This window comes from Paenibacillus oryzisoli (assembly GCF_050467285.1).
Lineage (GTDB): Bacteria > Bacillota > Bacilli > Paenibacillales > NBRC-103111 > Paenibacillus_E > Paenibacillus_E oryzisoli_A.
Genome location: NZ_JBCMUN010000012.1, coordinates 39,534 through 54,580, shown reverse-complemented (window position 1 = coordinate 54,580; position 15,047 = coordinate 39,534). Strand labels below are relative to the sequence as shown.

General features: G+C 52.1%; 12 protein-coding genes. 4 read left to right on the top strand and 8 right to left on the bottom strand.

Features of this window, described 5'->3' with window-relative positions; all coding sequences use genetic code 11:
• Positions 1–74: 74 nt before the first annotated feature.
• The 3 genes from ABE504_RS20790 to ABE504_RS20780 all read right to left on the bottom strand — a co-directional run bounded on the left by ABE504_RS20790 (position 75) and on the right by ABE504_RS20780 (position 4,011).
• Complete coding sequence (locus ABE504_RS20790) at positions 75–989, bottom strand: HNH endonuclease (protein WP_430092210.1); 915 nt, start codon at positions 987–989, stop codon at positions 75–77.
• A gap of 153 nt (positions 990–1,142) precedes the next feature.
• Positions 1,143–2,960 (bottom strand): copper amine oxidase N-terminal domain-containing protein, encoded by a 1,818-nt coding sequence (locus ABE504_RS20785; RefSeq protein WP_430092208.1) that lies wholly within the window; start codon positions 2,958–2,960, stop codon positions 1,143–1,145.
• A gap of 217 nt (positions 2,961–3,177) precedes the next feature.
• Positions 3,178–4,011, bottom strand: a complete 834-nt coding sequence (locus ABE504_RS20780) for an AraC family transcriptional regulator (protein ID WP_430092206.1) — start codon at positions 4,009–4,011, stop codon at positions 3,178–3,180.
• A 159-nt stretch (positions 4,012–4,170) separates the two neighbouring features.
• Here ABE504_RS20780 and ABE504_RS20775 point away from each other — a divergent pair, with 159 nt between their 5' ends.
• The 3 genes from ABE504_RS20775 to ABE504_RS20765 all read left to right on the top strand — a co-directional run bounded on the left by ABE504_RS20775 (position 4,171) and on the right by ABE504_RS20765 (position 6,643).
• Positions 4,171–5,154: an aldo/keto reductase gene (locus ABE504_RS20775; protein WP_430092763.1), complete on the top strand. Its 984-nt coding sequence runs from the start codon at positions 4,171–4,173 to the stop codon at positions 5,152–5,154.
• 69 nt (positions 5,155–5,223) lie between these two features.
• The gene (locus ABE504_RS20770) at positions 5,224–5,955 is read left to right on the top strand and encodes an SDR family NAD(P)-dependent oxidoreductase (protein WP_430092204.1); all 732 of its coding nucleotides are present in this window, start codon (positions 5,224–5,226) and stop codon (positions 5,953–5,955) included.
• A gap of 43 nt (positions 5,956–5,998) precedes the next feature.
• On the top strand, positions 5,999–6,643 hold the full coding sequence (locus ABE504_RS20765) for a ThuA domain-containing protein (RefSeq protein WP_430092202.1): 645 nt from the start codon (positions 5,999–6,001) through the stop codon (positions 6,641–6,643).
• Positions 6,644–7,258: 615 nt separating this feature from the next.
• On the opposite strand, the gene ABE504_RS20760 is transcribed toward ABE504_RS20765, so the two are convergent.
• The gene (locus ABE504_RS20760) at positions 7,259–9,199 is read right to left on the bottom strand and encodes a glycoside hydrolase family 127 protein (protein WP_430092200.1); all 1,941 of its coding nucleotides are present in this window, start codon (positions 9,197–9,199) and stop codon (positions 7,259–7,261) included.
• A 132-nt stretch (positions 9,200–9,331) separates the two neighbouring features.
• On the opposite strand from ABE504_RS20760, the gene ABE504_RS20755 reads away from it, so the two are divergent.
• On the top strand, positions 9,332–10,192 hold the full coding sequence (locus ABE504_RS20755) for an AraC family transcriptional regulator (protein ID WP_430092198.1): 861 nt from the start codon (positions 9,332–9,334) through the stop codon (positions 10,190–10,192).
• Between the two features lie 20 nt (positions 10,193–10,212).
• Here ABE504_RS20755 and ABE504_RS20750 read toward each other — a convergent pair whose 3' ends face one another.
• From ABE504_RS20750 to ABE504_RS20735, 4 genes are read right to left on the bottom strand one after another with little or no spacing between them, the layout of a single operon-like run.
• On the bottom strand, positions 10,213–11,802 hold the full coding sequence (locus ABE504_RS20750) for a methyl-accepting chemotaxis protein (RefSeq protein ID WP_430092196.1): 1,590 nt from the start codon (positions 11,800–11,802) through the stop codon (positions 10,213–10,215).
• Positions 11,803–11,819: 17 nt separating this feature from the next.
• The gene (locus ABE504_RS20745) at positions 11,820–13,832 is read right to left on the bottom strand and encodes a chemotaxis protein CheW (protein WP_430092194.1); all 2,013 of its coding nucleotides are present in this window, start codon (positions 13,830–13,832) and stop codon (positions 11,820–11,822) included.
• A 17-nt stretch (positions 13,833–13,849) separates the two neighbouring features.
• On the bottom strand, positions 13,850–14,278 hold the full coding sequence (locus ABE504_RS20740; protein WP_430092192.1) for a chemotaxis protein CheW: 429 nt from the start codon (positions 14,276–14,278) through the stop codon (positions 13,850–13,852).
• A 35-nt stretch (positions 14,279–14,313) separates the two neighbouring features.
• Positions 14,314–14,670 (bottom strand): response regulator, encoded by a 357-nt coding sequence (locus ABE504_RS20735; protein WP_430092190.1) that lies wholly within the window; start codon positions 14,668–14,670, stop codon positions 14,314–14,316.
• Between the last annotated feature and the right edge of the window lie 377 nt (positions 14,671–15,047).

Sequence of the window (15,047 nt, the reverse complement as noted above, 5' to 3'; positions counted from 1 at the left end):
AGCCCCCTCCCCTATGGAAAGGGGACGTCGTCACACTATCCAAGGATCATCGGTTCCCATGCGTCATTCACCATCTATGGCTCCTGAGTATCTATTTGCAGGAGGTGGGGCGGAGTTTCTTTCATAAACTCCTCCATATCCCGGTCCGCCTTCGATTGATTGCAAAGCATGCAGGCGCAGACGCAGTTATCCGGGGTCGTATGCCCTCCTTTAGCGCGAGGCAGCATGTGGTCGATCGTGTCGCCATATTGTCCGCAAAACCGGCACGTATAATTATCCCGCTCCAAAATCAACTGGCGGAACTCCTTGTTGCTGTACAAGCGGCGGATCGTATAGCGGTTCACCACAACGGCCGCCCGCTCCTTGACGAGCGTCAAAGCCAGCTCCGGATCGACCTCTTGATGCCACTTGCGGCCGTTGTCCGTTTTGCCGCGCATGCGGATGAACCCATTGCGATTCGGCAGCAAGCCCACGGCTTTCAGTTCCCGAATCGGCACTGGTTTCTTCTCTGGCGTCTTCTTCTCTTGGACGGCCACTGGCATCGCATGCGGCGCAGCCGTCACAGGGATTACAGCTCCCTTCGCCTTCTTCTTGCGCCGGCGTCTTCGCTTCTTCTTGCCTTTCACTTCTTCCGCATTGCCCGCTGCTGCCGCATTGCCTTCATCCAATTCTGCCGAACTCGCCAGAAACGTCTCGTCCACACCGTCCACGATTACCGCCGGCTCCAGACGTTTCTCCCGGCAGTCTCTGCAAGCGCCCCGGCGCGACGTGGCCCCGCGGCGTTTGCCCGTCCTCCGCTTGAACGCAGCCAACGGTTGGGATAGCCCGCAGTAGGCGCACAGCTTTTCCCGTGCGACAGCCTTGTCCGCGTTCGGCAAAGCATCGAGCGAAGTCCCTCTCTCTCCTGCGCCGCTTATCTCTTGATGTCTCCCTTGATGGGCTCCATGCTCATCTTCCTCGCCGCTGCGCACTTTCCCGTCAATCTCCATTCTGCCTTGTCAGCTCCGCTCCCATATGTTGTCTCTATCGTATCACATTCCAGGCTGTCGGGAAAACCCGGATTGCCCTTCCTGAACTTTAGCGGTTTTTCCCACAAGAAAAGCAGCCTCTCCACATAAGAGAGACTGCTTTGGTTCTACCGACTATTTCGCGAGTTTGGCTTCAAACTGGTTGACAAAGATGGAGCCTCCCCCTAAGATGTTACGAAAATCGAATTCGAGAGACTGCGCATATTTGCTGGTTCCTGTAATTGCTAACAGCATAGGCATGGGAGCGTGGCCTTCCGGCTTCCATGTCGCGGATATTTTGTAGCGACCTAGCGGGATGTTATCCACGCCGTGACCGCCTGTTTCAAGTGCTTCTGCATTTGCCGTTATCGTTTTGCCGGCGCTTCCGTCAAATAATTGGCCAACAGGCGTGAGCGTAATTTCCAAGTCGGTCGTGTCGAATTGCGGCATATCGTCGTCAAACGAAAAGAAATCAGGGTGGATTTCAATATGCCCTACGACATCCTTCAGGGTAAAATTGCGAATGGCCCCTGCACTCCCAGCGAACGATTTATCGCCGTCAGCCTGTAACCAAAAATCGAGCTTTTTGCCGTTATAATCGAGGGAGAATCTTGTCGTCATGCGCCAGGTTGCAGGAATAGGAGCCAATTCAATCCGATAGTATCCGTTTTCGTCCGTTTCCCCTTGCATATTGCTGTCATAGAGCAATAAGTTATCCGCATTGATCGTAACGCCCGAAATCGGCTGTCCGTGCTCGTTGAGCAGGTAGCCTTTCACGACGTAGGGTTCAACTTCCCCGGCAGACGGTACGGGTATCGGTTCCGGTGTTGGCGTTGGGTCAGGCGTCGGTGTCGGTACTGGCGTCGGTTGCGGATTTGTGCCAGGGACGGCATCCTCAATTTGAATCGTCCACACATTGCCGCTGCTTGAGAATCCCACATCGTAGCCGCTGCTTTCCGATACAAATCGGAGAGGCACCATGGTGCGGCCGTCAATGATTTGAGCCGGTACGTCCAGAACGACCGTCTTGCCATTCACACTCGCATTGACGCTTTGAATCGTGAGCTCAATCGATAATCCATCTTTGGTGCCAATTGCTTTTTGCACCGAGCCTTCTTCGACCCACTTTACGGTGAAACCAAGCGTTTCAAATAATTGACGGAATGGAACGAGTGTTCTCCCATCCTTCACGACAGGCTGTGCGTCTGCAAAGTGAAGCTCATTTCCTTTGAAGAAAACACGGATGTCCATATCCTTATCTCCCGCCGCAGGAGCTGGAACAGGTGCAGGTGCAGGTGAAGTCGTAGGCGATGGAACCGTTGGCGTAGAGGATGGCGACGGGGAAGGACTCGATGCCGGCGCAGGCGTCCCCTCCACGATCATTGGCTTCTTGTACTTAATGGGCTTCGAAACCACAGTGCCCTGCGGCGTCTCGATCTCCAATACATAGGATTGTGTCTCCTTAATCGTGCCGTTATTGCTTGCATATAAATCCAAGGTAAGATTGCCTTCAAATTCCCCCACAGGTTCTTTGACATCCTTCTGAAAACCCGGATTGATAATGTTACTTTCATGGGTAACGCCGGTTTCCGTTGTTATGAGCTTATCTTGCACAATACCGAGCAGCCAGCCGGTGGTTGCCCGATTGGTCCGCCATACGCCTTGATAGTTATCCTTCCCGTAATCGTCTGTAGAACGCAGCACGACTGCGTTAATGGTTGTTTTCTTGTTCAAACCGAGCTGCAGTCTGAAATGACCGTCCTTATTGCCCTCCGGCGTAAAATCCGCTGAACCGACGATATCGGACGACGTGTCCAGCAAACTGAATTCCTTTATGGTCACACCTTCAGGTACCGTTTCACCGAATGCCCCAGCAATACCGGAAATCGCAAGACTGCCTGCAAGCAATAGCGCTGCTCCTGTCAATTTGATTCCTTTACCCATTCTGATCATGATTCCGTAACACTCCTTTTTATCCATGTTAGCGAAGTGCCGGCTTTCACAGCTTAACTGTCACTGTGCCCCGAATCATTCGCGCCTTAGCATCTTTATCTTATCGCGGCGCCGATTGGGTTGCATGAGTCATGGACGGGAAATGCGATGGGAAGCTTTTAGGATGATTTTGGGAATTATTCAGGAAGCTGTCGTCTAGCGACGGCGAACGATGGGTTCAGTTGCCGCCTTGGACCCGATACTCACTCGGCGCCACTCCATACGCCCGCTTGAACATCCGTGTAAAATGTAGTTGGTTCAAATACCCCACTGAGTAGGCAATCTCCTTAATCGACAGCGAGGTGTCCGTCAGCAATTCACACGCCTTGCGAAGCCGCAATTCACCCAGGTACTGCTGCGGCGGTGTGCCCGTTACGGCTTTGAACAGGCCTGCCATGTATTTGCGGTTCAGCCCCAGGCTGTGTGCCATTTCCTCAATGGTCATCGTCCGCATGTAGTTGTTTTGCAGAAAGGAAATTACCTGCGCCACATACGCGTCCTTCATGCTCCCGTTTAACGCGGGCGAGGGCTCTTTTCGCGCCGTTTCCAGCACAAGCGCGAGAAACGCGTACAGGGCCGACGTCATCTGCAGCGGCTTGCTGTAGTAGCGCTGATTCGCATCAAACAGCTGATTGAAGCACTCCCTGATCTCTTGCTCCCGATCGCAAGTAATGACGGGAGAAGACGGCGTGAAGCCCGCCTGTTCCAGATAGCTTTTGACAATGCCGCCGTTAAAAGCCACCCACGAAAAGCTCCACGGCTCCTCCAGATCCGCCTGAAAAAAAGACACCACATACGGAGATATGAGAAAGACGTGCCCTCTACCGAGCCTAAATGTCTCTTCCCCGACACGATAGATGCCTTTTCCGCTATGTATAAAAAAGATTTTGTAATGGTCCTTGATCGCCGGCCCCCAAGCGTGCCCCGGAACGCACTGTTCCGTACCTGTGTAGTAGAACTGAATGTCCTGCTGAGCCTGAATCCGGTGCTGCGCGATGGTATGCTGCGCCATATGCCGCTCCCTCCTATCCGCTTTTCCCGTGCACCGCACAGAAAGAAAAATGACATTATGCTATATACTCCTGCCATTCTAGTATAGCTGGGCCGCCGAAATTAGACTAGAATGAAATCATTAAACAAGACATTACAAGCGAAAGAGGCGATCCTTTCCATGGAATATAACTACTTAGGCCGATCCGGCCTCCGCGTCAGCAAACTGTGTCTGGGTACGATGAATTTTGGCGTCGATACCGATCAGGCGGAAGCGTTTCGCATCATGGACACCGCGCTCGATGCGGGGATCCAGTTCTTCGATACAGCGGACATTTACGGCTGGGGGCAAAACTCCGGCACCACCGAAACGATCATCGGCAACTGGTTCGCGCAGGGCGGCAACCGTCGTGAGCGCGTCGTGCTGGCGACCAAGGTGTACGAGAAGCTCCATAATTCTCTCTATGGTCCGAACGACGAGAGGGGGCTCTCTACCTACAAAATCCGCCGCCATCTGGAAAATTCACTCCGCCGCCTGCAGACGGACCACGTCGAGCTGTACCAGATGCATCACATCGACCGCCGCACGACGTGGGAGGAGATTTGGGGCGCTTTTGAAGGGCTGGTGAATCAGGGCAAAATCGACTACATCGGCTCCAGCAATTTTGCCGGCTGGCATTTGGTGAAGGCGCAGGCAGCCGCCAAAGAGCGCCATTTCCTCGGGCTCGTAAGCGAGCAGCACAAATATCATCTGCTTAATCGCCTGCCCGAGCTGGAAGTGCTGCCGGCCGCGCAGGATCTCGGCCTCGGCGTCATCGTCTGGAGCCCGCTGGCGGGCGGGCTGCTCGGCGGCCATGCGCTCTCGGCGGACAAGGGCACACGCCGGAGCCGCCAAAGCGAAACGGTAGTTGCGAAGCACCGCGAGCAGCTTGAAGCATTCGCCGCCCTGTGCGGCGAGCTGGGCGAAAAGCCCGCCCACGTCGCGCTCGCCTGGCTGCTGGCAAATCCGACCGTGACGGCGCCGATTATCGGGCCGCGTACGGTCGAGCAGCTGCAGGACACGCTCCGCGCCGTCGAGATTAAGCTGGACGCGGCGACACTCGCCGAGTTGGACCGCATTTTCCCGGGACCGGGCGGTGCGGCGCCGGAAGCGTATGCGTGGTAAGCCGTCATCCCCAACCTTCACGGCATTAATCTTTTACCTCATCAAAGAAAAAGAAGAGGAGCATGCGATATGAACGATATTCGCTGGGCGTTGGTCACCGGCGCCGACCGCGGGCTTGGCCTTGCGCTGACGCAAGGCTTACTGGATCAAGGCTTCCACGTATGGGCAGGCCAATACGCCGAGACGAGCCCCGCTCTCCAAGAGCTTGCGGCCGCCCATGGAGATCGGCTCCGCCCGCTTCGCCTGGACATCAGCAATGCCGAAAGCATAGCGGCGGCGCTGAATGCCGTCAAAGCGGAGACCGATCGGCTCGAACTGCTCATCAATAACGGTGCAATTCTGGGCAACATCACCGCGACCGTGCAGGATGAACTGGATTTTGAAGAGATGGACCAGGTGTTCCGCGTGAACACACTTGGCGCGCTGCGCATGACGAACGGGCTCATCGATCCCATTCTGAACAGCACCGGCAAGCTGATCGTGAACATCTCCTCCGAGGCGGGGAGTATCAGGGCGTGCAAGCGTACCGCCTGGTTCGCGTACTGCATGTCCAAATCAGCGCTGAACATGCAATCGCAGTTGATTCACAACCAGATTGCCCCGCTGGGCGGCAAAGTGCTGGTCGTCCATCCGGGCCATGTGCAGACCTACATGCAGGGCAAGCTGGATACGTCCGGCAGGCTCACCCCGGCGCAATCGGCGCAGCATATTCTCGGGCTTGTGGAGCAGCGGCTCAGCCCCGACTGGTCGGATGAGCAGCTCGCACTGATCGACTACCAAGGAGAGCGTTGGCCGTGGTAGAGCCACAACGGCACCCCTGCTTACCGAAAGGAGATGTTTTGAAATGACTTCTACAATCCCCACCCTGCTGCTCGGCAATAACGACGATGCGCCGTACCATCCCCTCCGGGCTGTGCAGGAGCGAATCATCGCGATTCTCGGGGCCGGCTATGACGTAACGGCGGCAGAGGGCACCTCCCATTTGCGGCCCGAGACTTTGAAGCCATATTCGCTGGTCATTTCCTACCTCGACATCTGGAAAAAAGTGCCCGCACCCGCCGAAGTCGCTGGCCTGCTGCACTATGTCGCCGGCGGCGGGGGCCTGCTCGTCGTCCACAACGGCATCTCCGTCCAGGGCAGTCCGGAGCTGAGCCAATTGATCGGCGCCCGTTTCACTGGGCACCCGGCTTACACGACGCTGCCGTTCGCGCTCGCGGGCGGCGACCATCCCCTCACGGCCAGCCTCCAGCCGTTCGTGATGGACGAAGAGCCGTACCGCTTCGAGCTGGACCCGCTCGCGCAGATCGACGTGCTGCTGACCTACGCGCACGAAGGTCAGGACTGGCCGGCCGCCTGGGTGCGGCCGTACGGGCTCGGCCGGGTGGCCTATCTGGCCCCGGGGCACCACCTGCCCTCCTTCCAGTCCGAGGCGTACGCTGACTGGATCCGCGCCGCCGCCAAGTGGGCGAGCGGCACCGGCCTCGCCTAAACGCCGCGAAAACCTCCGCCGTCCTTTTGGACGGGGAGGCTTTCGTTTTGCCTATCTCCGTTGGTTCTTGGCTGAGCGCTAGGTACATCCCAATGTGCTGAACGCTGCCCTATGGCAGCCTCCCCCTCGCAACCTGCAGAACGTACAGCTAATTAGTCGCTAAAAGCCCACATTGAAAGGAAATCCTGTATTTCCTACAGCAAAATTCGGGGCAACTTAGGTCGAAAGCCCTTACATTTCATTTCTCGCCTATTTTATCTGTACATTTTGCAGGTCATTGCGTAGATTTCGCCTATATTGTGAATTTAGCTGTACATTCTGCAGGTTCTTGTGGGAGCTTTCGCTGCAATCGCGAAATTACCTTTGCATTGGGCAGGCTCTCCCTCCAGTCCACGCCTCTCCGACTTCATCCTCTCAGCGTACAGGTAAAGAGCCCACACCAAGACACAATAACGTCTCATGGCGGAGCTCTCTCGATTATTCACCTGTACACACACGCCTACTTCTCAACTCACTCTGCGTGCCTTTACGCTCATTTTCTCTTAAGCAACTCCGCACTCCCACACACCTAATACTCATTGAACTCACTCCGCGTACCCTTACGCTCATTTCCTCTTACTCAGCCCTACGCACCCATACACTCATCTCGCCCTCGCCACGGTTCCCCCATAAATAGTAGGGAATCGCCTTCCAGGTGAACGGCTCAGCGGCGCCGCCGGCTTCAACCGGTCGATAGAGCCGCTCATCTTCGACTGCCCCGCGATCAGCAAACCCTTCGCCGTGAATCGTAGTCGCGCCGCCCGGCAGTTCGTTGTCCATCTGCTCCGACAGCCTGCCGTTTACCGACACGGCCAACGACGTCAGAGGACTCCGGTTGTCGGCTGCTTCCAAGCAGTAGACGAGCGGCCCGCGCTGCAGTGCCACTTTACCGCTACCCGCGCGCACGGACGGATGTGCAGCGATCCACGCCGGCCTCATCGCCAGCGTCCAAGTCACGCTGTCCCCTGCCTGCCAGTCGCGTGTCACGCGGGCATAGCCGTCGCGCGTTTCATACACTGCCGGCTGTCCGTTCACAGCCAGTTGCGCCTGACCGCCGCACCAGTCCGGGATGCGCAGCGCCAGCGTGCTCTCTCCGGCGGTATTGCCGCGAATGTCGAGCTGCACACGGCCTTCCCATGGCAGCGCAGCGCTCATCTGCATGGACAGCTCACCATCGCCCAGCCCGAACGACGCTTCGCTCCCGATGAACAAATGTGCATACACTGTGCGCTGCTTTGCATCCGTCGTGTAGATGTAATCGTTCAGCGAGCTCAACAGTCTCGCCACGTTCGGCGGACAGCAGGAGCAGCCGAACCACGGCTGCCGGACCGCTTTGACGTGGTGGCGGCCAGGGTTTTTCCGGCTGGCTTCCGGCCATACCTCCAACGGATTAACGTAGAAGTAGTGCTTGCCATCCTGCGACATGCTGCCAATGACGTTATTGTACAGCGCCCGCTCCATCACATCCGCATACTCACTGCGAGCCTCAAGGCGAAGCATGCGCTGCGCGAAGAAGATCAGCCCGATTGAAGCGCACGTTTCCGCATACACGGTATCGTTCGGCAGGTCGTAATCGAACGAGAATGCTTCGCCATGATGCGTCGAGCCGATGCCGCCGGTGATGTACATCTGCCTGCGGGTGATATTTCCCCACAACGTCCTGCATGCGGCTGCCAGCCCCTCATCCTCGTTCAACCGCGCCAGATCGGCCATCGCCGTATACATGTACACGGCCCGCACCGCATGGCCGACCGCTTCCGTCTGCTGCCGCACCGGCAGATGAGACTGCGTGTACGCAAGATCCGGCTGACGCGTTTTCACGCCGGGCTGCCAGTAGCCCATTCGGCCCCTGCGCTCCCACTCTTCTATGAAATAAGAAGGCTCCTGCCCCCGCTGATCGATAAAATAGGTACTGAGCTTCAAGTATCTCGGCTCGCCGGTCACCTCGTACATTTTCACCAAAGCCAATTCAATCTCCTGGTGCCCGCAATAGCCCTGCATTTTCCCTTCTTCCGTACCAAATAGGCTGTCAATATAATCGGCGAATTGGCACATCATATCGAGCAGTCTGCGTTTGCCCGTTCCCTGATAGTACGCCACGGCGGCCTCCATCATATGCCCGGCGCAGTACAGCTCGTGGCAATCGTGCAGATTCGTCCATGCTTTCCCCGGCTCCTTGATCGTATAGAACGTATTCAAATAGCCGCTCTCCTGCTGCGCCTGAGCAATCAGCTCAATCGCCTCATCCGCGACTCGCTCCAGCTCCGGGTCGGGGTGCGCAGCAAGCGAATGTCCTACCGCTTCGAGCCATTTGGCCAGATCGCTGTCTTGAAATACAAATCCACCAAACTCGCCCTCCGCCAGCCCCGCCGCTATCCGAAAATTGCGTATGGCATAGCTCGGCTCCGCACCTTCCACTCGATCATTTAGAGCTTCCCATTGATAGGGAATCACCGTCCCTCGCACCAACGTCGTATACCGATTCCAAAAGTCGTCGCGAACTCGAACCTGCCCCATCCATCTCGCCTCCAAAATATCAGAAATAAAACCTTCATCTTCGACAGTATATCTTTTAAAATAAAGATGGAGAACGAAGAAAATCACCTATATTTTATAAATTCACACACAAACGAAGGAGGTCTGTTAACGATGGAGAATCAACAGCATTACGCGTTTGAACTGCCGCCCGCTCCTTATTATTTGGGCTGCGGCAAGTCCGACTACTCGCCCGGGGAGCAGCATCCGAACCGTCGGCATTTGGGAATTTTCGATTTGCTGTTGGTCGTCAAAGGCACGCTGCTCATAGGCGAGAACGGCCGCTCTTGGGAACTCGCCGAAGGCCATATGCTGCTTCTGAGCCCGGATGGCCACCACTATCCCACTGGGCCGTGCACGTCGGAGACCGTGTTTTATTGGCTGCATTTTGAAAACGCTGGTCCCTGGACGCTTCCGGAGGAGACGACGACCCTCTATCCGCCGAGCGGGCAGCCTTTCGCGAATCGATACACGCTGCGCATTCCACAAGCTGCTGGGCTGGCTCAGGTAACGGCAGCATGTCGCATCTTCGACGAATTGCTGGGGCTTGCCGCCGTTCAGCGCTCGAGCTCCTTCTGGCAGGAGATGACATTGTTCATGCAGCTCTTGCAATTGCTGGAACAGGAAGGCCGTCCCCACCACTCTTCCCCCGTTCGCCAATTAGCTGAGAAGACGGAAGCATTCATTAAGCAAAATTACCAGAAGGAGCTGACGAATGAGACGCTTTCCGCTGCGCTGCACTTTCATAGCAATTACATTGTACGCTGCATGAAGGACGTCTACGGCTGTACGCCGATGGAATATCTTCACGACTACCGGATCGATCAGGCGAAGCGGCTTCTCATTAACACCGCTTGGCCGATTGCCCAGATTGCGGAGCACGTCGGGTTCGCGTATACGCCTTACTTCTCCTCCTGCTTCCATCGAAAAATCGGTGTATCTCCGCTGCGTTATCGCAAGCAGTATGTGCATTGACGATTTTCCATCTCGGCGTTTTATTTAATTTTAAAAATAGCAACGGATTGTTGGAGATCTTCCGCCAACTGGGCCAAAGACTGAGCTGTGGCTGCTGTTTCTTCACTGCTGGCCGCCGATTCTTCTGTTACTGTTGAAATGCTTTCAACCGAGATTAATACCGTAGAGGTTTGAGCAGACTGCTCTTCACTTGCAGCAGCAATCTCGGTTACCTTTTGTCCAGCTTCATTGACCATCAAGGCAATTTGCTCAAAAGATTCGCCGGTTTTCTTGGATAAATCTGAACTTTCCTGAACGGCAGCGACGCTTTGCCGTGTATTTTCCTGCATCCCTTTAATGATTGTTGTAATTTGTTTAGTTGCTTCTCCGCTTCTTTCAGCAAGTTTGCGAACCTCATCAGCCACAACGGCAAACCCGCGTCCTTGTTCACCCGCTCTTGCTGCCTCAATTGCGGCATTTAACGCGAGTAAGTTTGTTTGATCAGCGATATCTTCAATGACCTCAATGATATCTCCCACTTTTTGTGAATCACTCTCCAACCGGGACATCTGAGTACTAACCGCATTCATACTTCTCATGGAGGATTGAATAACTTCGCTGCCGACCTTGGCTACTTGAATGGTATTGTTAGAAAGCTCGGATGCTTCTTCTGTATTCTGCGCCACATTATGGATAACGATGGATAACTCTCTAAATAATTCACTGATGGTTTGTGCAGCGTTTGCCTGACTTGCGCTTCCACTTGCGATCTCTTGTGTCGTGGCGGAAATTTGCTCAGCTGCTGCGGCTACGCTTTGGGATGAATTCAAAATATTTCCGATTGTGCTGCGTAAGTTTTCAATCATGTGATTAATAGAAGAAGCCAGCAAGCCAACTTCATCCTTCGTATTGATGTCGATGTGATCACTCAGATCGCCTTTCGCCACTTTGGAGACGAGAGACACCACACGGTTAAGCGGTCTGGCAATGAGCTCTGAGATAAAGTAGCCTAATCCAATGCTTAGGAGTATCGCAATTACGATAACGGCAATCGTAATCGTTTGTGCATTTTTATACATAATGTGGCTATCGTTACTGGCAATATCTGCATCTTTTAAATTCGCTGCCACAATATTATTCAGTACATCCCGTACTGCATCTCCTTGCGTGAGCAAATCACCTTTAATCAGTGCGAGAACCTGGTCATTATGCTGAGCTAAACTGGCTTCAATTGCTTTTTCATACGTTTTTTTATACACAGACCATGTTGAATCGAAGGGTTGAAGCGCTTCTTTGTCAATATCCGTTAATTCACTTGCTCTAAATTTGGCAATTGCTGACTCAATCGATGTCTTGGTCTCTTGATAGGATTCAGCAAGTTTTTTCTTTTCATCTAATGTTTCAGCAATATATAAATCTCGAATAGCAACTCTCATTCGCGTATAACTTACCTGAGCATTCAATACATCATTAATCGGAATTGCAATCCCGTCATACATGTAATCTATGCGTTCGTTCATTTTATTCAAGTTGCTCAATCCATAGTATCCGACAAACCCCATTATGACTGCGATTAACATAAAGGCTGAAATTAATTTTGTTTTTGTTTTTAAATTTCTATACATCCCCATGGCTATTGCCCCCTAGCTTATTTAGCATTCGTGTGACCATTCACTAATTTCATTATGCCGCCGACCTCAAGTATTAAGGCGACTCGACCATCGCCAAGAATCGTCGCTCCGGATATGCCATCCAAATTCCCGATATATGTACCCAATGATTTTATAACAACCTCTTGATTCCCCAGCAATTCATCTACAGCGATCGCCAGGCGCTTTTCCGCTCTTCCTATAATGACAATCGGCACATATTTCGTTGTTTTATGCGTTCTGGAGTATCCAAAATAATCGTGCAGCCATATGACTGGAATAATTTGGTTCCTAATCGTAATTACAGGAAGCCCTTTTACCTTTTGCAGGCTTGAAGGCTCCACACGAACAATTTCCGTTACATTGCTCATCGGCAGAATAAATGTCCTACTCCCGATATTCACTAACAAACCGGTAATAATCGCCAACGTCAACGGCAGCTTAATTTTAAACGTAGTTCCTTTTCCCAATTCCGTTTCAATGTCGATAAGGCCGTTCAGCCGCTCAACATCCGTCCTTACAATATCCATGCCGACACCGCGACCTGATATATCACTGAGTTGGGAAGCTGTGGAGAAACCTGGATGAAAAATCAAATGAATCGCATCCTGATCGGATAGTTGCTTTGCCTTCTCTTCACTTAATACGCCTTTACTCACAGCCGCACGGCGAATTTTGTTAGGATCGATACCCGCACCATCATCCGATACGGTAATGGCGATCTGGTTGTCCTCATGCGCAGCCTGAATACGAATTGTCCCTTTGTCCGGTTTCCCGGACGCTCTCCGAATTTCGGGTGTTTCAATGCCATGATCGATCGCGTTTCGAATCAAATGAATCAAAGGGTCGCCAATTTCTTCAATCAGCGTCCGATCTAGCTCGGTTTCCCTTCCCTCCAACACAAGTTCAACCTCTTTATGAAGGGATTGGGACAAGTCCCGAATCATCCTTGAGAAGCGGCTAAACAACTGATCAATTGGAAGCATGCGCACTTTCATAACATTTTCCTGGAGCTCCCCGACAATCCTTGTCAAATGGTCAGAAATATCCCCAAGCTCTTCAACGGATTTCTCCGAGCCGAATCTCTGACGAAATTGCTTTTCCACTTGCTGAATCCGCGTCTGCTCAATAACCAACTCCCCTACAAAATTCATTAATTGTTCAAGCCGTTCAACATTGACGCGAATTGTACTGGATTTATATTTTTCTACCTGTTCTAACGCCGCCGGCTCCGGATTATCAGCAGCATAAGGCTGGGCAGGTTCTGAACCTTGTGCAGCCGGTAGATGGTCAAATTGAAACCCTTCAATTTCAACGTCTTGTACATCCATTAGGGATGCCACAACCCGCTTGATTTCTTCCTGCTCACATTGCGATGAGATCAGCCAGTATGCATTCAGGATCTGTTCATCATCCAGTTCACTGCCGATATCGGGGTCTCTCCAGTACACCGTACCAAGATTCGTGAATTTCGCGTTGATCACGTTCAGCCTAGCCAGCCTCATCACGGCTTCATCTGACAAGCGGACACGAATCAATAGATGCTCTTGCCCATCCGCCTGCTGCAAAGTGTTGAGAACTTCCTCCGGTATTTGCGGCTTCTTGTCAGAGTCACGCTGCTTGGATCCGGAAACCGTATGCAGCGCTTGCAGCTTGCTTAGCAGATCTGCGATATCGGACTGCTCCCTGTGATGCTCAACAATCTCGGCTTGTAGATTTTTCATTCTATCCAAACAAGCGAAAAACAAATTAATCAGGTCAGACGTTACCGAAGCCGTCCGATTTCTGATTTTATCCAAAAAATGTTCCATTTCATGCGTGAGCGACTTCATTTTATCGAAGCCCATTGCAGCAGACGATCCTTTCAAGGTATGAGCCGCCCGAAACATGCGCTGAATCCCCGCATCACTTCCGCCATCCATTTCCAACGACAATATTTCCTGCTCCATCATTTGAAGCTGTTCTTCCAATTCCTCTAAGAAGACTTCACGAAAATCCGATAAATCGAGCATGTGTCCCCCTCCACTCGTTAATTCCGAAGCAGCACTTCATCCAGCTTCAATATACCGACTAATCCCATTGGCGTTATGCCAATCCCTACAAAATAGTCTCCACTAATGCCGCCAATCCGGTCAGGCGGAGGTTGGATATCGGCAAACATGGTGACCTTATTAACTCGGTCCACAATAATCCCGATCGATTCCTCCTGATGATTGACAACAACGATGCGTGTGGACTTAGATTCTGGAGCATCATGTAAGGAGAACAACTTTCTCAAACTTATAATAGGAACAATTCGTCCTCGCAAATTAATAACACCACGGACATAGGGTCTGCTATTAGGTATCTCCGTCATATCCTGAATGCGAATAATCTCCTGAATCTCAGAAATCTTAATCGCATAATCTTCATCTCCGACTCCAAATTCAACATATTGCTCTTGACTCGTGATCTGCATGGATAACCTCCTTTAATCAGATTGTAAATTATATCTTACAGAGCATTAGTTACGGATCCAATCACGCGATTATTATGGAAAGGTTTAACGATAAAATCAATTGCCCCCGCCTCCATGGCTTTTATGATCATTTGTTGTTGTCCCATCGCTGAACACATGATGATCTTTGCTTTTGGATCTAATTCCTTTATCCCTTTCACAGCTTCAATTCCATCCATATCCGGCATTGTAATATCCATTATAACAATGTCCGGTCGATATATTTCGTAAGCATAGATGGCTTCTTTGCCAGTCTGAGCTTCTGCAACCACCTCCAAGTTATTGGCCGTCAAGATCTGTTTTAGTGACAATCTCATAAATGCTGCATCATCGACAATCATTATTCGCGCCATTTTGGATACTCCTCGTCTCTTTAAAATATTTGTAACAATTTATTGCAATTTGTCGAATTATAGTCCTATTTTACTACGTAATTCCATATATGTACATGGAAATAGTTTTAATTACCTATTCGATACCTATACACTAGGAATCGGCCTCCTAATTAATGTTCTATCCTCTGGTCAGCACCTCCTTCAATTAGGAATATAAGCACACCGTTGCCTAGTCCGCTGCGTTATCGCAAGCAGTATGTGCACTGACGATTTTTCATCTCGACTGCCTTTTTTTCACACGACCTCTTGAAGCTTAAGAAAATCCCATCCATGTGAAAAAGAGAGCGTATCCGCCCTCCGCAAGCTCGGGCTACAATAGGAACCGGAAGCCAATA